This window comes from Amycolatopsis sp. NPDC058340, from assembly GCF_042723975.1.
In the GTDB taxonomy this organism is placed as follows: Bacteria; Actinomycetota; Actinomycetes; order Mycobacteriales; family Pseudonocardiaceae; genus Amycolatopsis.
The window spans coordinates 304,666-325,918 of sequence record NZ_JBHXIB010000004.1; the positions used below are offsets into that span (position 1 = coordinate 304,666).

Here is a 21,253-nt window from a genome sequence, read left to right on the forward strand (position 1 = left end):
TTCAGTAACAGGCCACGCTCGCTATTGGATGCCGGTTCAACAGCGCTCACCCTGGAGGGGCTCGATGGCCACCGCTCTCCCCCATCCCCCGCGACGGATCCCGCTCATCGGCGACGTGCTCGGCGTTTCGCCGAAGACGCCGGTCCAGGACTCGATGCGGCACGCGGCCGAGCTGGGCCCCGTCTTCGAGCGCAAGGTGTTCGGCCGGAGCATCGTGTTCGTCCACGGCGCCGGGATGGTCGCCGACCTCTCCGACGAGAAGCGGTTCGCCAAGCACGTCACCCCCGCCATCTCGAATCTCCGCCCGCTCGGCGGCGACGGGCTGTTCACCGCGCACAACGAAGAGCCGAACTGGCGGCGCGCGCATGAAATCCTCGCGCCCGCGTTCAGCCGCAACGCCATGCAGCGCTACCACCCCACGATGCTGGCGATCACCCGCGAACTGCTGGACACCTGGGACAGGGGCGGCGAGGTCGACGTCGCGGACGACATGACCAAGCTGACGCTGGAGACCATCGGCCGGACGGGCTTCGGGTACAGCTTCTCGTCGTTCGAACGCGCCGAGCCGCATCCGTTCGTCGCGGCGATGGTCCGCACGCTGCGGCACGCGCAGCGGATGGCGATCCAGCCGCCGGTCATCGGCCCGCTCTTGAGCCGCAAAGCGAACCAGCGCAACGAGGCCGACCTCGCGTTCCTGCACTCCGTCGTCGCCGACGTCATCGAGGCGCGCCGGAACGATCCGAGCACCGAAGACCTGCTCGGGCTCATGCTGAACACGACACAGCCGAGCACCGGCGCGGCGCTGGACGAGGACAACATCCGTCACCAGATCATCACCTTCCTGGTGGCGGGGCACGAAACCACGTCGGGCGCGCTGTCGTTCGCCCTGTACTACCTCGCCCGCAACCCGGACGTCCTGGCCCGCGCGCAGTCCGAAGTGGACAAGGTCTGGGGCGAGAACCCTGATCCGTCGTACGAGGAGGTCGCGAAGCTCCGGTACGTCCGGCGAGTGCTCGACGAGGCGCTCCGGCTCTGGCCGACGGCGCCCGCGTTCGCGCGCCAAGCCCAGGTGGACACCGTCGTCGGCGGCGAGTACGCGATGCGGAAGGGACAGTGGGCGCTGGTCCTCATCCCGGCACTGCACCGCGATCCCGTCTGGGGAGACGATCCCGAGTCGTTCGATCCGGACCGCTTCTCCCCGGAACGCAACCGTGCCCGGCCCGCACACGTCTACAAACCCTTCGGCACCGGCGAACGTGCCTGCATCGGACGGCAGTTCGCCCTGCACGAGGCGACGCTGGTGCTCGGCATGCTGCTCAGCCGGTACGACCTGCGGAGCGACCCGTCCTATCGGCTGAAGGTGCAGGAGTTGCTGACTCTCAAGCCGGAGGGCTTCAAGCTGGAGGTCTCGCTCCGCGATCGCGCGTCGGTGCCGGCCTGAGGCTTGAGCAGCGCGTCCACCAGGGTGGGCGGAAAGCTCGCTCCCCGTGAGCGCCCGGTAGACGATCGGCCCGACGACGGCGGTCGTGCCCTGGTAGGTCACATCTCCGCTCCGGGATCCGTCAGTGCGGTGAAAGCACGACGAAACCCTGGAGGAGAACATCATGGAAACCCGGATCCCCAACCCCGCGATCACGAACCCGGCCACGTTGAAGGCCCTGATCGCGCTGTCCGAGTCGACCGGCGACACCGGTGTCCCGAAGACGACGCACTATCTCATGCACGTCCGCGCGAGCCAGATCAACGGATGCGGCGGCTGTCTGGAGATGCACACCAAGGAAATGCGCGAGGCCGGCGAGCCGGACGAGCGGATCTTCACCGTGGCGGCGTGGCGCGATACGGCCTACTACACCGACGCCGAACGCGCGGCGCTCGCGCTGGCCGAGGCGATCACCCGGATCGCGGACCGGGCCGACCCGGTCGACGACGCGGTCTGGAACGAGGCCGCTCGTCACTACGACGAAAAGCAGCTCTCCAGCCTGGTCCTCTCCATCGCCGCCATCAACACCTGGAACCGGCTCAACGTCGCCACGCGGCAGATCGCCGGCGCCGCCTGATCGGCCTATTCGGCCTGCCGTAGCTCCACACAGCACTCGGCCACGCCGGGAACGAGGGCAGCTTCCACGTTCCCGGCGCGCACGCCGTTCAGGAAACCGGCCAAGAAGGCCTGGTTGATCCCGCAGACCAGGTCCGGGGCCTTCGCGGCCAGCGGGTGGAACGGGCAGTTCCGCAGCCGGACGCAGGTCCTGCTATCCCGGCTCGGCTCGAAGCCGTAGCGGCGAAGCATCCCTTCGGCCACGGTGAGCGCGCGTTCCGCACCGAGCCTGCCGGGCCGTGTCCGCGCGCGTTCCTCCTCGCCCGCCGCGAAACCACGCTCCCCCGCGACCCGGCGCACCGCTTCCCTCGCCGTCTCACCGGATTCTTCGGCGAGCACGGCCTCGGCGAGGATGTCCGCGAGAACTTCGTGCCGTCGCGCGGGAAGCTGCACCTGGATGGTGTCGTCGACGGGTTCGTAGACCTTCGGCCTGCGCCCCACCTTCACCACCGGGCCCGCGGCGAAACCGAATCTGAGCAGCCCGGCATCCACCAGTTTGTCGAGGTGGAAGGCGGCGAGCTTGCGGGAGATCCCCACCGCGGCCGCCGCCTCGTCCCGTGTGACCGGGCGCCGCGCGCGCCGGGCGTAGGCGTACATACCCCGGCGAAGGTCGTCGTCGAGAGCCGCCACCGCGGCGATGGCGGGGACGTCGAGGCCGTCCGGGTCGGGCACTGTCACGTACACCACGATATCGCCTATCTCAACCGACGGAACACCCTGGATCACGGATCTACCATGTACGATGAGCCCGCGGGTGGCAAAACACCCAAAAGTCTTGGTTAAATAACCACTGGGGATCGCGTCCAGCCTAGGAGGCCCAATGTCCACTCCCGCCTTGCGCGTCGTGCACGAAACCGGGCCGGGGCCGGACCTGGCGGCCGCCGAGGCCGCGGCCGCGGACCTCCTCACCGCGCTCGGTATCTCCCTGGACTCCGAGAGCCTCCGCGGCACGCCCGGCCGGATGGCACGCGCGTACGCCGAGCTGTTCACCCCGCGGCCGTTCGACCTCACGACCTTCCCCAACGACGAGGGCTACGACGAACTCGTCCTCGCCAGGGGGATCCCGGTCCGATCCGTCTGCGAGCACCACCTGCTGCCGTTCGTCGGCGTCGCACATGTGGGCTACCTGCCCGGCGAGCGCATTCTCGGCCTTTCCAAACTGGCGAGGATCGTCGAGCACTTCGCGTGTCGTCCGCAGGTTCAGGAGCGGCTGACGAAACAGGTCGCCGACTGGCTCGAAGAGCAGCTCGAACCCCGTGGTGTCGGCGTGGTGATCGAAGCCGAGCACTCGTGCATGACGTTGCGCGGCGTCCAGGCCGTCGGGTCGAGCACCGTCACCTCCACCCTGCTCGGCACGCTCCGTGAAGACGCCCGCTCCCGGCAGGAGTTCTTCGCTCTCACCGGCATCAACGGGTGACGGCGGGCTCTTCCGCGTAGGCCGCGGAGACGACCGCACGGTCGAACACCCGCCAAGTGAGCGCGGAAACGAGCACCGCCACCACGAAACCGGCCCAGTACGGCGTCGTCAGCCCGAACTTCGAGGCCACCGCACCGCCGAGCAACGCACCGACGCAATTGCCGCCCGCGATGATGAACAGGCTGGTGCTGCCCACCCGGCCGAGCATGTCCGGCGGGGTGAGCCGCTGACGCAGGGAGCTGCCGACGATGCCCCACAGCGCGCCGTGCACCCCGAACAGGAACAGCGTCACCCCGACCACCGGCGCGTTCGTGCTCGTCGCCAGCACCAGATGGGTGCCTGCCTCGATCAGCAGCCCGATCCGCAAGGTCCAGGTCGGTGTGCACCATCTGATCAGCCGGTCTCCGGTGACCGAACCGAGCAGCCCGCCCACCGCCATGCAGGTGAACAGCAGGCCGTAGCCGACGGAACCCAGCTGGAGCCGCTCCTTCGCCAGCAACACCAGCACCGAGGTGGCCGCGACGAGCGTCAGATTCAGCATGCCGATCAGCCCGACCATGGTCCGCAGCAGGCGCTGACCGGCCAGCCACCGGAACCCCTCGGCCGCCTCCGCCCGTATCGAGCGCCGCACGACAGGCTCGCCAGGATCGCCGCCGGGTCGCGATCGATAGGCACCGGCGATGAGCCCGAGCAGCAGGGCGCTGACCGCGTACGTGCCGGCGTTGACGTAGAACGGGATGCTCGCCGCGACGCCGAACAGGAATCCACTCAGCGGACCGGAAAGCATCCCGTGGGCGAGCGTCGTCCCGGCGTACAGCCGCCCGTTCGCCCGTTCCAGCAACGACTTCGGGACGATCGCGGGCAACATCGCCCCGCTCGCCGTCCGGAACACGACCTCGCTCGCGTTGATCACGAAGAGGACCGCGTACAACAAGGCGATGTCGACGTTTCCCGCCGTGATCGCGACGGCCAGCAGCGCGACGGCGGGTACGCGGATCCAATCCAGGACGATCATCAGCTTCCGCCGGTCCACCCGGTCGACGAGCACCCCGCCCGGCAGTGAGAAGAGCAGCCAAGGCAACCACGCCACGGCGAAACCGCCTGAGACCACGAGTGGCTCGTCGGTGTGGGAAGCGATCAGCAGCGGTGCCGCCACCGTCGCGAGACCACTGCCCAGCGCGGATGTCGTACTCGCCGCCCAGAGCTTCGCGTACCTGCCGTCGAGCCGCTCCCCGGTCATGAGATCAACGTAGCGAGCGGTGACCGAGCGGATGCGGGGTTTCACTCACAGCTGAGTATTCGCCCTCTGGACTGCCCTTCCGTTCGGCCTTGGGAGGGAGCGCGGCGATCGGCCTACGAAGCCCTGACCACGACCTACGCCGGAGCGGAACTGCCGGTGGAGCCTCGGCAGCCTCAGCGCGGTCCGCCTCGAACGCAGGACGTCGACGGCCCGGCAGAAGCAGGCGAGCCGGAAGCGAAGGAAGCCGCGCGAATACGTCCGCGCCGTCTTCGACAGCCTCACCGACGAACGGCCGGCCGGGGAAGCCGGCGGGCCGCGTTCGGACGTCGCCGAATTCTGGCGACGGCTCCGGCAGGATCCGGTTCCGTTGCTGGTCCTGATCGGCGGGCTCGCGGTGGCGAGTTCCGCGCCGGCCGTCGTCCTGCGGATGCGCGCCAGCGCGGACCGGATCCACCAGGCGCTCGGCGAACTCGGCGGTCCGTCCGAAGAGGACGAAGAAACCGAGCGGCGCTTGGCCGAACTGGACGCGGAATCCGACCGGCCCGAAAAGGCGGTCAGTGAACTCGCGCCAGGGCTGGACCTCGTGTCGTTCGCCGAGTCCCGGGTCTCGGACTACGTCGAGCATCTGGGCGTGGTCTCCTTGCTGCGGACCGTGCTCTACATCGACGACCTCGACCGCTGCCCGCCCAAGGTCGTCGTCCAGGTCCTCGAAGCCATCCATCTCCTGCCGGTAAACCTTCGCCGAGAACTAGCTCGAAAAGATCTTCCTGGTGCCGTTCACGTTGTCCCCCATGGACGATCCAGGGTTCGCGGGGCTCGTGCGCGGGCTCGCCGCGACCGAGGTCCAGGACTCCACCCCGGCGCCCGCACCCGCCGGAAAGGATCGGGCCACCGGCGATCGCGCTCCGGTGGAGGCGGCTCCCACTCATCGCGCGGCAGAACCGGCACCGTCGTCCGAACAGTCCACAATAGACGTACGACCTCCTCGCTTGGTGATCTCTTCGGCGGAACTGGACTTCCTGCCGACGCTGGCCCCGTTCATCCGAACGAGCGCGTTTCGCCGGAGAGGAACTGACCGGTTTCCTCGCCGACGGCGACCACGAGGCACCCTTCCGCGCGGTGCTGGTGCTGCTCGCGGTCCACGTCGGGCAATCGGACGCCATACGTGGTTCGACGATCTCGGGGGCGCGGGCCCCGAAGACGCCGCCATCCAGATCGTGTCGTCGATGAACGACCATGAACTGGGGCCGAAGCTCGAACGCGGCCTGTCCGGCGACTCCTGGCCGCGTCCTATCAGCGCTGGCTGCCGTTGGTGAACCGGTTCTCGTTCGCGCGCGACCGCTCGATGTCCGGCCCCCGGTAGAGCCGCTCCGGGATCTTCGCCAGCGTCGACGGATGAACCTGCGGGCCGAGCCCGTAGAGCTTCTGGAAGCTCATGATCAGCGGCCGCCACCGGTCTGGGTCGATCCGGTCTTCGGTACCCGGCATCCGCACGTCGTCGTGGACGTGGACGCGCTGCACGCGCACCTCGAACACGAGCACGCCGCCGCGTTGTTTCGGATCGTCCTCGGCGAGGGGGTGGACGGCCTCGACGACGGCCTCCATCGTCACCGGGCATTCCGCGACGCGGGGCGGCCGGACCGTCTCCGAGCCGACCGGGGTGAGCCCGGCGCGGGCGAACTTGTCCGGTTCGTGCCGGTAGCCGCGTTCGTACTTACGGGACGGGACCGGATCCGATCCGGTGGTCAGCGCCAGCCTGTCGACGGCGGCCGCCAACTCGTCGGAAGGGAGATTCAGAACACATTCACGGTTACGCATGAGATTCTGCGCCGTCTTGGCTTTCGCGCCCAATCCGAGCATGCCCCGCCAGCCCAGCCAGAACGCCGACGACATCGGGGCCAGGTTCGGGCTGCCCGCCTGGTCGACCGTCGAGAGGAGCACCACCGGGGTGCCGAAGTAGAGGATTCCGGGCTCGATACGGGTGTGCGCGGCCTCGGCCGCCGTCGTGGAAACTGTCACGTTCGTCAGCTTCGCCGCCTCTCGCGCCGGAGGCTGGCGAGAATCGGACGTCGCGATCAACACCGTCGGCGGACGGCGTCGCGCCGCCCGAACACTTACCCTCTTCCGAGACGGTTCCCTTGAGCGGACGCGAACCCGCGGTCGTTCGGAGTATTGCGTTCGGCCGATTGCTGGTAGGTTCGCCGAACTTGAACGACGAAGGAGGCGCCGGCAGCGGCCCGGTCAACACCCGAACGCGCGTGGTGAGGCGAATCGCATGCGAGACGATGTGGTCCAGGCGAGCTCGATTCTCGGGCACTCCCCCGGCCAGGTTTGGGAAGTGATCGGCGATCCCGAGTCCTACTCGAGGTTCGTCGCGGAGATCAGCTGGTGCGAGCTCCAGCGTCCCGCAGAGCGCGGGCGCGGCCCGAAATGCCTTGTCCGACTGGAACCGCGGCCGGGAACGCTCGTCGTCGGCGACATCGAGGCCCGGGTCTGGCGGCCGGGTGAGCACGTCGTGTGGTGCGGCGTCGAGAACGACGGCATCTGGGTGTCGGTCGAGCTTCGACAGGCCCCCGGTGGCGGCACGGAGATCCTCGCGCAGCTGATGCTTCCGGCGCCGCACTCCTCCCTCGTCTCCGCAGCGTCCTTCAAACGCACCGTCCGCGCGGCCGCCCGGCGGATCGATCTGCACCTTTCGGGCCGGGCGGCGTCACCGCAGGACGAACCGGCGCACACCAAGGCCACCACGCTGCACACGGCGAGCACCCTGATCAAGGCCGGCGTGCTCGCCGCCGCGCGCCCGGACAAGATCGCGCGGCAGCTCACCTCGCTTTCGCAATGGGGCGCCACCGTCGCCGGCGGCTACACGGCCAACGCCGCGCGCGTACCCGACGAAGTCGCGCTGCACGACGAACGCAATGTCCGGACGTTCAAGCAGGCGGCCGATCGCAGCAATCGGCTCGCGAACGCGCTGGCGGCCCGCGGCGTACGCGCCCGTGACCGGATCGCCTTGCTGTGCCGCAATCACGCCGCGATGGTCGAGTCGCTGATCGCGTGCAGCAAACTCGGCGTGGACGCGATCCTGCTCAACACCGGCCTTTCCGCCGGCGCGGTCGCGGACGTGATCGGGCTGCACAAACCGGTCGCGGTGCTCGCCGACGACGAGTTCTCGCGGATCATCGCCGACATCCCCGGCGATTTCCTGCGGCTGTCCACCTGGCCGGAGACCGAGAACGGCTACCCGACGATCGATCAGCTCATCGCCGGGGTGCCTGCCACCAAACTCAAACCGGTGGACCGGATCGGCAGGCTCGTCGTCCTCACCTCGGGCACCACGGGAACGCCGAAGGGCGCACGCCGTCCGACGCCGAAGGGGCTGTCGACGTCGGCCGCCATGCTCGACCGGATCCCGCTCCATTCCGGGGATCGCTTCGTCGTGGCCGCGCCGCTGTTCCACAGCTGGGGGCTCGCCGGGATGCAGATCGGGATGGCCGTGCGCGCTTCGCTGTCGCTGATCCGCCGGTTCGACGCCGAAGAGATCCTGCGGACCATCGCCGAACACCGGTGCGGCGTGCTGTTCGCCGTCCCCATCATGTTGCAGCGCATTCTCGACCTGCCCGAACGGATCCGCAGCCGCTACGACCTCACTTCGCTGCGGATCGTCGCCAGCAGCGGATCCGCGCTGCCGGGCCCGATCGTCACCGAGTTCATGGACACCTTCGGCGACGTGCTCTACAACTTCTACGGCTCCACAGAGGTTTCGTGGGCCAGCATCGCCACACCGGAGGACTTGCGGGCCGCGCCGACGACCGCGGGCCGCTGCCCGCCCGGCACCCGTGTCGCCATCCTCGACGACGACCACAACCGGGTCCCGCCGGGCTGGGAGGGACAGATCTTCGTCGGCAACGACATGCTGTTCGAGGGCTACACCGACGGCGCCAGCGTGCCCCGCGCGGAGAACCTGATGGCGACCGGCGACGTCGGCTACCAAGACGCCGCCGGCCGTCTCTTCGTCACCGGCCGGGCGGACGAGATGATCGTGTCGGGAGGAGAGAACGTGTCCCCGCGCCCGGTCGAGGAGGCCATCGTCGCCCTGCCCGGTGTCCACGAGGCCGCCGTGATCGGCGTACCGGATCGCGAGTTCGGGCAACGGTTCGCGGCGTACATCGTCCCGAAACGCGGCGCGCGGATGAGCGCGGACGACGTCCGCGCCTACATCCACCACCGTCTGGCCCGCTTCGCGGTTCCGCGGGACGTGTACTTCGTCGAGGAGCTGCCCCGGAACGCGACCGGGAAGGTGCTCAAGCGGTTGCTGAGGGACGAGACCTGGCCGATCGAGCAGTGACCCGGGCCGGAACTCGCGTGATGGAAGGCGGAACACGCCGGGCCCGGGGCCGCGCCGTGTCTTCCGGCTCCAATCACGCGTGATCCGCCTCCAATCACGGGTGTTCCGTCGCCGATCACCCGTGATCCACGGTCGAATGCCGCTCCCGCAGGAGGAATCGCTGGATCTTCCCGCTGGGTGTCTTGGGCAGTTCCGGCACGAAAAGCACTTCGCGCGGGTAGGCGTGCGCGGCGAACCGGGTCTTCACCAGCTGCTGTAGTTCGGAAACCAGCGCGGCGTCCGCGGGGACACCGTCTCGCGGCACCACGTACGCCACGACGACCTCGCCGCGCAGCTGGTCCGGGACACCGATCACGGCGCATTCGGCCACCGCGGAATGCTGCTGCAGAACGCTTTCCACGTCGAACGGGCCGATACGGTAGCCGGCCATCAGGATGACGTCGTCGTCCCGCGACGCGAAGGTCAGGTACCCGGAGGCGTCCTTGGCGGCCACGTCGCCGGTGTAGTACCAACGGCCGTCGGGACTGAACCGAGCGGCGGTGCGCTCGGGTGCGTCACGGTAGCCCCGGAACCACACCAGCGGACTCGCCGAGAGATCCACGGCGACGCGTCCGCGTTCTCCCGGCTCGGCCACCACGTCGGCGTCTTCACGGAGGACCTCGACGGCGAAGCCCGGCAGGACCCGCCCCATCGAACCGGGTTTGACCTCCGAGCGGAGGTCCGGATGCCAGGCGTTGCCGACCACCATGCCGAGTTCCGTCTGTCCATAATGGTCATAAACGCCGACACCGAGCTTCGACGACGCCCATTCCAGGACGTCCGGGGTCAGCGGTTCCCCCGCCGACGAACAGTGCCGCAGCCGCAGGCCGTCCGGCACCGGGGCGGACGAGTTCCGGAGCGCGCGGTACACCGTCGGCGCGGCGGCGAAGTTGGTGACGCCGAACTTCTCCAGTACCGCCCAGGTCAGTTCGGCCGAGAATCCGGCGTGCAGCAACAGGCTCCGCCTGCCGGTCGCCATCGGCGTCATGATCGCGTAGTAGAGACCGTAGGCCCAGCCCGGGTCGGCGGCGTTCCAGAACACGTCGTCGGCGCGGACGTCGAGCGCGAAGTCTTGGTACGCCTGGAAACCCGCGAGCGCGCGCAGCGGAATCGGGACGGCTTTGGGCGTGCCCGTGGTCCCGGAGGTGAACAGTTCGACCAGGACCCCGGATCCGCCGGTCTCCGCGGCTCCCGGCACTGGCGCGGCGTCGGCCAGCAGCTCGTGGAACGACAGGTCGCCGTCCTCCCCGTCACCGGCCACCACGATCCGCCGGGACGGGTCGGCGGGCAGATCGGCGGACGGCGTCAGCTTCGAGCGCTGACCGGCGTCGGCGATGACGACCTTCGTGCCGTTGCCGGTGATGCGCAGTGCGATGGCGGGCGGCGCGAACGCGGTGAACAGCGGGACATGCACCGCGCCCAGCCGCCAGATCGCGAGCAGCGCCACGACCAGCTCCGCCGACTTGCCCATCAGCGTCGCCACCCGGTCCCCTGGTCCGACCCCGAGTTCGCGCAGTGCCCCGGCGAACCGTTCCGACCGTTCACGCAGCTCGCCGTAGGTGAGGTCCACGCTGGTCAGATCCGCCTCGACCACGGTGAACGCGACCGCCTCCGCCGGATGCCGGTCGCACAACAGCGTCGCCGCACTGGCCCGCTCGTCGTCGTAGACCTCGAGCAACCGCCGGACGTGAGCTTCGGTCATCGTTTCTCCCGGGACATGGCGAAGGCGTACAGTTCCGGAAATCGTGCGGGCGGGCCCGTCCCGCCCACCACCCCCGATCGAGGGGGATCACCGAGGAGGGTGAGCCGATGCCGGTCGACGACGCCCAGCTCCTCGGCGCGGTCTCGGACCTGCGCCGGGACACCGGCCTGCCGGTCGGTTTCGCCGGGATCGCAGGCACCTCGCCGCGGATGCGGCTGACCGCGTTCCTCGGCAACCGTGGCACCGCGCTCAACGGCCTGTCCGTCCGCGCGGGCTGCGGACTCGGCGGCAAGGCGCTCGCGCTGACCAGGCCGGTGGTCGCCAACGACTATCACCACGCCACCACGATCAGTCACGACTACGACGAGCCGGTCCGCGACGAGGGGATCCACTCCGTGGTCGCCATCCCGGTCGTCGTGCGCCGTCGCGTCCGCGCCGTGCTCTACGGCGGCTTACGCGACGAGGCGACCCTTTCCGACCGGACGATCACCGCCGCCCTCCACGCAGCGCGCGATCTCGAACAGACGCTGGCCGTCGAGGACGAGGTCGAGCAGCGGCTGGCCGAGGCACGACCGCTGGCCGAACACCACGAGGAGGCCGCGCCGCGCGAGCGCCTTCGCGAGGTCTACGCGGAGCTACGGGCGCTCTCCGGCCAGATCGGCGACGGTGTCCTCCGTGACCGGCTCGACGCGGTGTGCGAGAACCTCACCGGCGCCGGTTCCCCCGCCCTGCGCCTGGCGCCGCGGGAACTGGACACGGTCTCGCTCGTCGCGCTCGGCCTGACGAACGCCGAGATCGCGCACCGGCTGGGCCTGACCGCGGAGACGGTCAAGAGCTACCTGCGGGACGCCATGCGCAAACTCGACGCGACCTCACGGCTGCAGGCCGTCACGCACGCGCGCCGGGCCGGCCTGCTCCCCTGACTCGGCCCGCCTTGTCTCGTGAGTGGTGAGGACGGTTAGAACCGTCCCCGCCCGCCTCCCCGCCCCGGCCCCCCTTTTTGTGTGTGTGGGTGTGTCTTTTTAACCCCCCCCCCACCACTCACGAGTCCCTAGGATCGACCCATGAGACGGCTGGCCGTGGTGGTCTTCAACGGGGCGTCGCTCGGCGCGATGTCCTTCGCGTTCGGCGTGTTCGAGATGGCTTCGGCCTTCGGGGAACTGCCCGACCTCGAACTCAAGGTCGTCGGCGGCGAACCGGGCACCGCGCTGCGGGGTGGCGGCCTGACCGTCCCGGTCCCCGAAGACCTCGACGCGGTCCGGGACGCGGACCTGGTGCTGGTCCCCAACTGGCGGTCGCCGATGGAGGATCCGCCGGGAGCGGCGCTGGCGGCTCTCCGCTCGGCACACGACCGTGGTGCCCGGGTGGCCGGACTGTGCAGCGGAGCCTTCGTGCTGGCCGCCGCCGGGCTGCTCGACGGACGGCCCGCGACCACGCATTGGGCGATGGCGCCGCTGCTCGCGGCCCGGTTCCCCGCCGTCCGCCTCGACGAGTCGGTGCTCTACATCGACGACGGCGACATCCTGACCGCGGGCGGCGGCGCGGCGGGGATGGACCTCGGCCTGCACCTGATCCGCTCCTGGTGCGGCGCGGAGGTGGCGAACCGGCTGGCGAAGGGCATGGTCGTCCCGCCGCACCGGCCGGGTGGGCAGGCGCAGTACATCGAATCGCCGATGCCGGAACTCGACGAGGGCGACCCGGTGTCGGAGACGATGGCCTGGGCCTTGACCCGGCTGGACACCGCGCTCCCGGTCGACGAACTCGCCAGGCGGGCGCATATGAGCAGGCGCAACTACGACCGCCGGTTCCGCGAGATCACCGGCGCCGCGCCCGGCACCTGGCTCACGCATCAGCGCGTCATCCGGGCGCAGCAGCTGCTCGAATCCACCGATCTCCCGGTCGACGAGATCGCCCGGTACTGCGGGTTCTCGTCGTCCGCCGCGCTCCGGCCGCATTTCCGCCGCCAGGTCGGGGTCACGCCGGTGTCGTATCGGGAGACGTTCGGGACCAGGCTGGGGGTGCCCGAACCGATTCTGTCCTGACTGGGTTGTCTCAAAACTGACGCCGGTTGGCGAAATCACCGCTCACGGTCGGCACCCCGGCCCGGCCACGATCGGGACATGACCGAAAACAGCCGTTCCTTCCTCAACCGCCGGTCCATGCTCACCCTTGGCGCGGGGGCCGCGGCCGCGCTGGTGGCCTCGGGTGGCATCGCCGAGGCGAGCCGGCCCGCCGCCTCCGACGCCGAACTCGCGCGGTCGCTGCCCGGCGGTTTCCGCAGCGAGTACGCCCAGGTCAACGGGGTCCGGCTGCACTACGTCGCCGGTGGCCGGGGTGAGCCGCTGATCCTGCTGCCGGGCTGGCCGGAGACCTGGTGGCAGTACCGCATGGTCATGCCGGAGCTGGCGAAGCGGTATCGCGTGATCGCTGTCGACCTGCGGGGAATGGGCGGCTCGGACAAGCCTCAGGGCGGGTACGACAAGAAGACGATGGCCCGCGACATCTTCGAACTCGTCCGCGCGCTGGGTCACCGCCGGGCGCATATCGCCGGGCACGACATCGGCGCTATGGTCGCGTTCGCCTTCGCCGCCAACCACGCCGAAGCGACGAAGACCGTCACGCTCATGGACGTCTCCCACCCCGACGAAAGCCTGTATCAGCTCCCGATGCTGGCCCCGCCCGGGCAGCCGGTGAACGTCTGGTGGTTCGCCTTCAACCAGGTCGCGACGCTGCCCGAGCAGCTGCTGACCGGCCGGTCGCGCTTTCTCGTCGACTGGATGTTCGACCACCTGGCGGCCGACCCGGCCTCGATCGGGAACCGGGACAGGGCGATCTACGCCGCCGCGTACGACCGCCCGGACGCGATCCGCGCCGGGAACGGCTGGTACCAGGCGTTCGGCCAGGACATCGAGGATCAGAAGGCGTACGGGAAGATCACCGCGCCGATGCTGGGGCTGGGCTCGGAGTTCAACTACGACTACCTCGCCGCGGTCCTTCCGGCCAAGGCGACCGACGTCCGGGTGCGGAAGGTCGCCGGTTCGGGCCACTTCGTCGCCGAGGAGCAGCCGCGGACCGTCGTCGACGAGCTGCGGTCCTTCCTCGGGTGAGGCCTATACCCCGAATGGGTCAACGCCGCGCGCCGAACGGCCCGATTCACTCGGTCAGGTGAAAGACGCGGCGAGACGTCATTCTCGCGGCGAGGGTCCCTCTTCTCTGGTGTGTCGGTACCGGCCGGGCAGCCCCCCGAACGGCCGGTACCGACATGGAAGTTCAGCTCAACCGATCCACCAGCGGGCCTTGTAGATCCACGCGCCGTGCAGCGCCAGCTCGGCGCGTGGAAAGGCCAGCCGGACGGTGTCCGTGCACCAGGTGCACAGATGACCGTCCTGTACCGACGCCGTCAGGATCCGGCCGGTCCGCGGGTTCGTCGACACGCTCTTCACATGCGGCCGGTCGATCTCCCGAGCGCCCGCGTAGCGCTGCGTGAACCCGCCACTCGTCTTCGAGAACTGATACACCCCGGCCTCCGTCGTCACCCACAGCAGATCCGGCCGGTCCGGGACCGGCTGGAGGTCGTGCCCGCCCTTGGTCGGCACCGGGACGGACCGCTGCTCGGTGAGCACCGGAGCGGCGGGCGTCCCGCCGACGCTCAACGCGACGAGCGCATCGGTGCCCAGTGCCCACAGCACGTTCCGTCCGGCGTCCCACACCACGCCGTGCGCCCCCACCAGCCGGTATTCGGCGTAGGTCGTCGAGCGCTGCCCCTGTGAAGCGGTGTAGACCCGCACCCAGCCGCCGGTACTGGCGGCCACCGCGACGTTTCCGTCCGGCAGCAGTTCGATGCTGTGCGGGTTGGCAGGGCCGCCTACGTTCGCGGCCCAGTACGCCCGGTCGCCCGCCGGATACGGCACGACGGCCGCGAAACCACCCGACGCCGACGTCAGCAGGTACTTCTCGCCGCCGCGTTGGGCGAGCTTCGCGTCGCTCGGGTTGCTCCACGAGCCCGCCAGGTCCGCCAGCCCGTTGGCGGCGTTCGGCGCCCACGCCCAGCTCACCTTCCGCTCCCGCCAGGAGGCCCGGTCGGCGGGCAGGACCAGGATCCGCTTGGACGCCTGCTCGGTGATGACGATCGAGCCGCGATCGCGACCGGCGGCGTCCGCGTCCGCCACCGCCGGCGCGGACGCCGCGACCGAAAGGCCCGCGATGGCAAGCGCCACCAAGGATTTCCGCATGATCTTCATACCCAGACCGAACCCGCCCAGGATGACGGGTGGGTGGCGGCGGCCGGAAACGTGGATGTCGACGAGGTTGCCCGGAATCAGAGGCTCGCTTCGGACCGCCGGGACAGCACTTCGCCGATCGGACGACGCGCCGTCATCGGAGCCGGGCGACCGTAGCCGAGGCGCAGCATGGCGTGCGGGCGGCCGAGGTCGGCGAAGACCCGGTCCATCGCCGCCCGGGTCTCCGGGGTTTCGAACGGCCTGCCGACGAACGACGCCGCGAGTCCGGCGGCGGTCGCGGTGAGCAGTACGCGCTGCAGCACCATTCCCGCCCGCAGATCCGCGGCGGGCCCGCCGTCGGCGGTGAGGACCGCACCGAGCACCGGCTCGCCGCCTTCGGGTTCGGCGGTGATGAAGGACTCCTGCGCGGGAATGCCATGCGGTGACGGGGGCCTGGCCGGCGCCCGGACACCGTCCGGCGCGTGGGCCGTCCGCCGTGTCCACAGCGCGACCTCCGCCTGGAACGCGCCGTTGCGCGCCTGCGCGGCCTCGGCCCGGTGCAGCACGCGCGCGACCGCGTTCGCCCGGTCGCCGCGGCCGAACAGCTCCAGCAGCCCGCCTTCCACCAGCGCGGCCGCGCGCAACGTCCGCCGTGCCCAGACGGGTACCGGCCGGTCCAGGAACGGACGGCGGTTCGTGTGACGTCGGAAGACGACCTCGGCCAGCTTCCGTTCCTCTGGCGACGAGAACCGGTCGCCACCGATCACCAGCTCGGCGAGCAGGTCCGGCTCCTCCGGCTTCGGTACCAACCGAAGCGAAAGGGTCTTGCCGTTGGAGCGCAACGAAACGATCAGGTTGAACAACGCGGCGCCGCACGAAAGCCGCGCCTCGCGGGCGTCCGGGTCGGCGATCCGCAGCACCCTGGCGCGATCGAGCCATACTTCGATCCGGTCCCGGTCGACGACGAACCGCCACGGCTGGGTGTTGAGCGGGGACGGCGCACGGACGGCGGCCGCCACCGCCTGGTCGACATGGGTCGGTAACGGGATCTTCATCGTGGGCTCCGAACGAAAGGGGTTGACCCACCATCGGCCGGGGTATCCGGCGACCGCAGCGGCCGCCGGTCACGAGATCCGAGGACTTTCGCCCCCGATTCGCGGAGAGCGAGGACTTAGGACCCTGTGCCGCGGACGGCCGCGATGAGAGCCTCGATGACCGGAACGGAGCCGACGATGACGGACAACTGGACGATCGACGTGTCCCTGCAGCACGAGCCGTACCGGGTACGCGCGGAAGCATTGCTCCGTCTCGAAGACGGCGGCGAGTTCGTCGGTGTCGGCATCGCGGAGGCCGGGCTGAGAAACGGTCCGGCCTCCCAGATCGGCTCCTATCTCGCGGTGACGCGGGCGCTTTCGGATCTCACCGCGGAACTGCTGGAGACCGTCGCCTCCGACGTCGCCCGCTCGATCGAAGTCGACGGGGTCCTCGCCGCGCAGTCGACGAACTGAACACCGGTCAGCGCAAGGGGGCGGACCAGTCGATCCTGGTTCCGCCCCCTTCCCTTGTCTCCGCCAGGAACGTCCCGCCCGCCTTCTCCGCGCGATCACGCAGATTCCGCAGCCCGCCGAAACCACCCGGCTCGCCGCCGATCCCGGTGCCGTCGTCGGTGACCACGATCCGCAGGACGTCGTCCTTCACCGCGACACTCACCGAAACGCCGCTAGCCCGCGCGTGGCGGACGACGTTGCCGACCGTCTCCCGCACCACCGCCTCGGCGTGTTCGGCGAACGGGAGCGGGATCGAGTCGAGCGGCCCGGACAGGCTGACCGTCGGATGGATGGGGGTGTCGTCGGTGAGTTCGGTGATCGAGTCGTAGAGGCGATGCCGCAGCCGCACACCCCGCTGGCCGGCCTCGCCACCGTGGAGATCGAAGATCGCCGTGCGGATCTCGTGCACGATCTCGTGCATCTGGTCGATGCTCTCGCCGATCCGCCGCCGCAACTCCGGCGACTCCGCGCGGCGTTGTGTGCTCTGCATGGCGAGACCGACCGCGAAGAGCCGCTGGATGACGTGGTCGTGCAGATCCCTGGCGATCCGGTCCCGGTCGGCGAGCACGTCGAGCTCCCTGGCGGTGCGCTGCCGCGCGGCCAGCTGGAGCGCGAGCGCGGCCTGGTCGGCGAACGAGGCCACCACCGGCAGCTGGTCGAGCTCGAACGGGACCGCGCCCGGATTCCGCACCGCCATCAGCACACCGGACGTCCGTTCCCGCGCGCGGAGCGGCACGACGAGGGTCGGGCCGAGGCCGATCTCCCCGTCGGGACCGAGTACCAGTTCCGGCACGCTGCGCGGGGTCCGATCGCGGTACACCGCGCCCGGCAACGACGTGGCGGCGCTGATCCGCACCCCGGTCAGCTCCGCCGACCGCGCGCCCGCGCAGACGGCGATGGTGAGTTCGTCGGCCTCGTCCTCGCCGTCCGGGCTGACGTCGAGCCTGCCGGGACCGGGCAGTGCCAGCAAGGTGAGATCGGAACCGGTGAGTTCGAGTGCCCGGCCGGCGATCAGGTTGAGCGCGTCGACGGGGTCGGTGCCACCCAGCAGCTCCGTGGTCACCTCGCTGGTGGCCGCCTGCCACCGCTGCCGCATCCGCGTCTGCTCGTACAGATGGGCGTTCTCGATCGCGATCCCGGCCGCGGCGGCGAGCGCCTGGACGACCACTTCGTCGTCGTCGGTGAAGCTTTCCCCGCGTTTCTCGGTGAGGTAGAGATTCCCGAACACCTCGTCACGGACCCGGATCGGCACGCCGAGGAACGAGCGCATCGGCGGATGACACGGCGGGAACCCGACCGACGCGGGATGCCGTGAGATGTCGGCCAGGCGCACCGGTTTCGCCTCGTCGATGACGAAACCCAGCAGTCCGTGACCTTTCGGGAGATGACCGATCTGTTCTTTCGTTTCGCCGTCGATACCGTGATAGACGAACTCGGCGAGCGAACCGTCGTCCGCGATCACCCCGAGCGCGCCATAGGTGGCTTCGCCGAGATCGATCGCCGCCTGCACGATCCGGTGCAGTGTCGTGTCCAGCTCCAGCCCCGACGCGACCGCGAGCACCGCTTCGAGCAGGCCGTCCATCTTGTCGCGCGTGCCGATGAGCCGTTCGATGCGGTCTTGGAGATCCCGCAGCACCTCACGAACCTTCAGCTGGGAAAGCGCGCCGGTGATCCGGTCGTCGCTTCCGCCCAGCCGGTCATGAGCCGACATCCTGCTCCGCCTCCGAAGATCGGGACGACTCCCCCGCCGTGGTGACTTTCTCCTCTTTCGGCCCCGCACCGCGGGCGGGACCGTCTCATCAGACAACCGTATTGCCCGTGGCGCAGCGGCGGGGGAAATTATGACCATACAAGTCACCAGGGTCGGGCGTTTGAACTCCGAACAGGTGAATTCGGTGCTCCGCTCGGCCATGCTGGCGCCGTCGACGCACAACACCCAGCCGTGGCTTTTCCGGTGCACCGCCACCGGGATCGAGTTGCACGCCGATCCGCGCCGGATCTTGCCGGTCACGGATCCGGACGGCCGTGAACTCGTTCTCTCGTGCGGCGCCGCCCTGTTCACGCTCCGGACGGCGATTCACGCACTGGGCTTCCACCCGGCGACGACCCTGATGCCCAGCCGCGCCGACCCCGATCTGCTGGCCGTCGTCCGCCCGCTCGCCGAACGCATGCCCGATCCGAAGGTCGTGCGGCTCGCCCGCGCGATCCCCCGCCGCCGGACCAACCGGCGGCCGTTCCTGTCCAGCGTCGTCCCGAAACCGACGCTCGCCGCGCTCCGCCACGCCACCGAACTCGAGCACGCGTGGATGCCGAACCTCGACGCCGAACAGTGCCGTCTCCTGCACGACCTCACCGCCCGTGCCCGCCGGGCACAGCTCGCCGACCCCGCCTTCCTCGCCGAACTCGGCCGGTGGACCGGACTCGGCGCGAACGCCCGCGACGGTGTGCCGTCCTACGCGACCGAAGGCAGCCCCGCCGACGAAAGCTGGCTCCTCGACGAATTCGGTGAAGCGGCGGACGATACGCGGCCGGTCCCGCTCGTGGTGGCGATCGGCTCGCTGACCGACGACCGGCTCGACCGGCTGCAGGCCGGGCAGGCCCTGCAACGGGTACTGCTCACCGCGACCGGCGCGGGACTCGACGCGTCGTTCATCTCGCCGCCGATCATGGTCCGCGACGCACGTGCCGAACTCCGGCGGATTCTCGGCTGCGGGGTGTGGCCGCAGGTGCTGCTGCGGGTCGGCTACGGCTCGCCGCTGCCGTGGACGCCACGCCGCCCGCTGGACGACGTTCTGCTCGAGACGCTCATTTCCGCTTGAGCCGGTCTCCGTCACCTCGCGCGATCGGCGATCTCGCGTGATCGAACGGACGACACGCGTGACTGGATGGACGACATGCGTGTTCAGCGGGACGGCACGGAGTCGGCTGAGGGCGAGCACTGTGTCGTCCGGTCAAACACGCGTGTCGTCCGGCTGATCACGTGTGTCGTCCGGCTGATCACGTGTGTCGTCCGGCTGATCACGTGTGGGGCACGCGGGATCACTGCCGCCGCAGTTCCGTGGCCAGTACCGCCGCCTGGGTGCGCCGCTGCATCCCGAGTTTCGTCAGCAACCGCGACACGTAGTTCTTCACGGTCTTCTCGGCGAGGAACATCCGCTCGGCGATCTGCCGGTTCGTCAGCCCCTCGCCGATCAGCTCCAGCAGCGTGCGTTCCTGGTCGGAAAGACCGGCCAGCGGGCCCTTCTTGGCGGCGTCGTCGCGGAACTTCGCCATCAGCGTCGCGGCGGCTCGCGCGTCCAGCAGCGACCGGCCGAGGCCGACCTCCTTGACCGCCGCCACCAGGTCCATCCCGCGGATGTCCTTGATGACGTAACCACTCGCGCCGGCCATGATCGCGTCCAGCATCGCCTGCTCGTCGGTGTAGGACGTGAGCATCAGGCATTTCAGTTCCGGCATCTTGGATCGCAGTTCCCGCGCGAGTTCGACGCCGTTGCCGTCCGGCAGCCGCACGTCGAGCACCGCGACGTCCGGCCGCAGGGCCGGGATCCTCCCCAGCGCTTGGGAAAAGGTCGCGGCCTGCCCGACCACGCACAGGTCGGCGTCCTCCTCGAGCATGTCCGCGACCCCTCGACGGACCACCTCGTGGTCGTCGACCAGAAACACCCGGAGCATTCCGACCTCCACGGTTCCCCCTCCTCGGCTGAGCGTACGGTGCACGGCCGGTCACTGCGACAGGCCAAAGGGCCCTGTTAGGCGCCCGTTCGAGTGGCTGCCGCCGACCGGACCAGGTTCATTTGCATCACTCGAGTCAGGACGTTCTGTTCTTCCCGGAGCAGTCCCGCCGCTGCGACGATCGCTTCATGTCCGAGACCACGCTTTCGCCTGCCCCGTCGTCCGGCTCGCCCGACCCGGCCGACGACCTCGTGGCCATGCGCGACCGCATCCGCTTCTACCGGACCCGCGCCGAGCAACTCCAGTACGCGCTGGATCACCGGCTTCCCATCGAGCAGGCGAAAGGAATCCTCGCCGAGCGTTACCAGATCGACATCGACGCGGCGTTCGAACTGCTGCGCTCGTTCTGCCGCAACAACAACATGAAGATCCACGACGTCGCGAGGACGCTCATCGAGCAGCCGAGCGAGGGTGACCGCCGGATCTCCTGCTGAGTCACGCCATGTTCGGCGGGGGGCCCGCGACCACCACCGGCGCCGCAGACCGCGCGGGCACGGACTGGGTGATGAACCGAACGCAGCCCCCCAGGCTCCGGGTGCTCGTCGCGGACGACAACCCGGTCATCGGCGACGCCCTGCGCGCCCTCCTGGATTCCGAGCCCGACATCGAAGTGGTCGCCGTCGCGCTGGACGCCGCCGAAGCGGTCGCGCTCGCCGAACTGCTGTCCCCCGAGGTCGCCGTGCTGGACGTCCGGATCCCCGGCGGGGGCGGCGCGTGGATGGCGCGGGAGATCAGGCGGCGGGTGCCCCATACGCGGTTGATGGCGTTCTCCGCGCACAGCGACACCCGATCCATCGCCCAGATGGCGTCCGCGGGCGTCACCGAGTACCTCGTGAAGGGCAGCCCCAACACCGAGATCGTCGCGGCCATCCGCCGCGTCTGCGCGAGCAGGGCCAACGGGACCGAGTAGGCAGGA

20 protein-coding genes are annotated in these 21,253 nt (G+C 69.7%); 12 read left to right on the forward strand and 8 right to left on the reverse strand.

What is annotated here, in order from left to right; translation table 11 throughout:
- Positions 1–64 precede the first annotated feature (64 nt).
- Positions 65–1,441, forward strand: coding sequence for a cytochrome P450 (locus ACFWIW_RS08060; protein ID WP_378367749.1), 1,377 nt, complete (start codon positions 65–67; stop codon positions 1,439–1,441).
- A 163-nt stretch (positions 1,442–1,604) separates the two neighbouring features.
- Positions 1,605–2,057, forward strand: coding sequence for a carboxymuconolactone decarboxylase family protein (locus ACFWIW_RS08065; RefSeq protein ID WP_378367750.1), 453 nt, complete (start codon positions 1,605–1,607; stop codon positions 2,055–2,057).
- A gap of 5 nt (positions 2,058–2,062) precedes the next feature.
- Here ACFWIW_RS08065 and ACFWIW_RS08070 read toward each other — a convergent pair whose 3' ends face one another.
- A complete protein-coding gene (locus tag ACFWIW_RS08070; RefSeq protein ID WP_378367792.1) occupies positions 2,063–2,779 on the reverse strand; it encodes a helix-turn-helix transcriptional regulator in 717 nt (238 codons plus the stop codon).
- Between the two features lie 136 nt (positions 2,780–2,915).
- Here ACFWIW_RS08070 and folE point away from each other — a divergent pair, with 136 nt between their 5' ends.
- The gene (folE, locus tag ACFWIW_RS08075) at positions 2,916–3,512 is read left to right on the forward strand and encodes a GTP cyclohydrolase I FolE (RefSeq protein ID WP_340681596.1); all 597 of its coding nucleotides are present in this window, start codon (positions 2,916–2,918) and stop codon (positions 3,510–3,512) included.
- Here the strand turns inward: folE and ACFWIW_RS08080 are convergent.
- Positions 3,502–4,752, reverse strand: coding sequence for an MFS transporter (locus ACFWIW_RS08080; protein ID WP_378367751.1), 1,251 nt, complete (start codon positions 4,750–4,752; stop codon positions 3,502–3,504). The genes folE and ACFWIW_RS08080 overlap by 11 nt on opposite strands.
- Before the next feature lie 367 nt (positions 4,753–5,119).
- Here ACFWIW_RS08080 and ACFWIW_RS08085 point away from each other — a divergent pair, with 367 nt between their 5' ends.
- On the forward strand, positions 5,120–5,827 hold the full coding sequence (locus ACFWIW_RS08085; RefSeq protein WP_378367752.1) for a P-loop NTPase fold protein: 708 nt from the start codon (positions 5,120–5,122) through the stop codon (positions 5,825–5,827).
- Between the two features lie 218 nt (positions 5,828–6,045).
- Here the strand turns inward: ACFWIW_RS08085 and ACFWIW_RS08090 are convergent, their stop codons facing one another.
- Positions 6,046–6,771, reverse strand: a complete 726-nt coding sequence (locus ACFWIW_RS08090; RefSeq protein ID WP_378367753.1) for a flavin reductase family protein — start codon at positions 6,769–6,771, stop codon at positions 6,046–6,048.
- Positions 6,772–7,027: 256 nt separating this feature from the next.
- Here ACFWIW_RS08090 and ACFWIW_RS08095 point away from each other — a divergent pair, with 256 nt between their 5' ends.
- Positions 7,028–9,097: an AMP-binding protein gene (locus tag ACFWIW_RS08095; protein WP_378367754.1), complete on the forward strand. Its 2,070-nt coding sequence runs from the start codon at positions 7,028–7,030 to the stop codon at positions 9,095–9,097.
- A gap of 115 nt (positions 9,098–9,212) precedes the next feature.
- Here ACFWIW_RS08095 and ACFWIW_RS08100 read toward each other — a convergent pair whose 3' ends face one another.
- Positions 9,213–10,838 carry an AMP-binding protein gene (locus ACFWIW_RS08100; protein ID WP_378367755.1) on the reverse strand — a complete coding sequence of 542 codons (1,626 nt, stop codon included), beginning with the start codon at positions 10,836–10,838 and terminating at the stop codon, positions 9,213–9,215.
- 107 nt (positions 10,839–10,945) lie between these two features.
- Between ACFWIW_RS08100 and ACFWIW_RS08105 the strand changes: the two genes are divergently transcribed.
- The 3 genes from ACFWIW_RS08105 (at position 10,946) to ACFWIW_RS08115 (ending at position 13,945) form a co-directional block, all read left to right on the forward strand.
- A complete protein-coding gene (locus tag ACFWIW_RS08105) occupies positions 10,946–11,761 on the forward strand; it encodes a response regulator transcription factor (protein ID WP_378367756.1) in 816 nt (271 codons plus the stop codon).
- Positions 11,762–11,902: 141 nt separating this feature from the next.
- Entirely contained in the window at positions 11,903–12,880 is a 978-nt protein-coding gene (locus ACFWIW_RS08110) for a GlxA family transcriptional regulator (protein ID WP_378367757.1), read from the forward strand.
- Between the two features lie 78 nt (positions 12,881–12,958).
- A complete protein-coding gene (locus ACFWIW_RS08115) occupies positions 12,959–13,945 on the forward strand; it encodes an alpha/beta fold hydrolase (RefSeq protein WP_378367758.1) in 987 nt (328 codons plus the stop codon).
- 168 nt (positions 13,946–14,113) lie between these two features.
- Here ACFWIW_RS08115 and ACFWIW_RS08120 read toward each other — a convergent pair whose 3' ends face one another.
- Complete coding sequence (locus tag ACFWIW_RS08120; protein ID WP_378367759.1) at positions 14,114–15,079, reverse strand: DUF6528 family protein; 966 nt, start codon at positions 15,077–15,079, stop codon at positions 14,114–14,116.
- A 77-nt stretch (positions 15,080–15,156) separates the two neighbouring features.
- Entirely contained in the window at positions 15,157–16,113 is a 957-nt protein-coding gene (locus ACFWIW_RS08125) for an Acg family FMN-binding oxidoreductase (protein ID WP_378367760.1), read from the reverse strand.
- Between the two features lie 156 nt (positions 16,114–16,269).
- Here ACFWIW_RS08125 and ACFWIW_RS08130 point away from each other — a divergent pair, with 156 nt between their 5' ends.
- Positions 16,270–16,566 (forward strand): dsRBD fold-containing protein, encoded by a 297-nt coding sequence (locus tag ACFWIW_RS08130; RefSeq protein WP_378367761.1) that lies wholly within the window; start codon positions 16,270–16,272, stop codon positions 16,564–16,566.
- 7 nt (positions 16,567–16,573) lie between these two features.
- Here the strand turns inward: ACFWIW_RS08130 and ACFWIW_RS08135 are convergent, their stop codons facing one another.
- Entirely contained in the window at positions 16,574–18,316 is a 1,743-nt protein-coding gene (locus ACFWIW_RS08135; protein ID WP_378367762.1) for a GAF domain-containing sensor histidine kinase, read from the reverse strand.
- Positions 18,317–18,446: 130 nt separating this feature from the next.
- On the opposite strand from ACFWIW_RS08135, the gene ACFWIW_RS08140 reads away from it, so the two are divergent.
- Positions 18,447–19,424, forward strand: coding sequence for an Acg family FMN-binding oxidoreductase (locus tag ACFWIW_RS08140; protein ID WP_378367763.1), 978 nt, complete (start codon positions 18,447–18,449; stop codon positions 19,422–19,424).
- A 220-nt stretch (positions 19,425–19,644) separates the two neighbouring features.
- Here the strand turns inward: ACFWIW_RS08140 and ACFWIW_RS08145 are convergent, their stop codons facing one another.
- The gene (locus ACFWIW_RS08145) at positions 19,645–20,277 is read right to left on the reverse strand and encodes a response regulator (protein ID WP_378367764.1); all 633 of its coding nucleotides are present in this window, start codon (positions 20,275–20,277) and stop codon (positions 19,645–19,647) included.
- 188 nt (positions 20,278–20,465) lie between these two features.
- Between ACFWIW_RS08145 and ACFWIW_RS08150 the strand changes: the two genes are divergently transcribed.
- On the forward strand, positions 20,466–20,771 hold the full coding sequence (locus ACFWIW_RS08150) for an ANTAR domain-containing protein (RefSeq protein ID WP_378367765.1): 306 nt from the start codon (positions 20,466–20,468) through the stop codon (positions 20,769–20,771).
- Positions 20,772–20,842: 71 nt separating this feature from the next.
- Complete coding sequence (locus tag ACFWIW_RS08155; RefSeq protein ID WP_378367766.1) at positions 20,843–21,247, forward strand: response regulator transcription factor; 405 nt, start codon at positions 20,843–20,845, stop codon at positions 21,245–21,247.
- Positions 21,248–21,253: the final 6 nt, after the last annotated feature.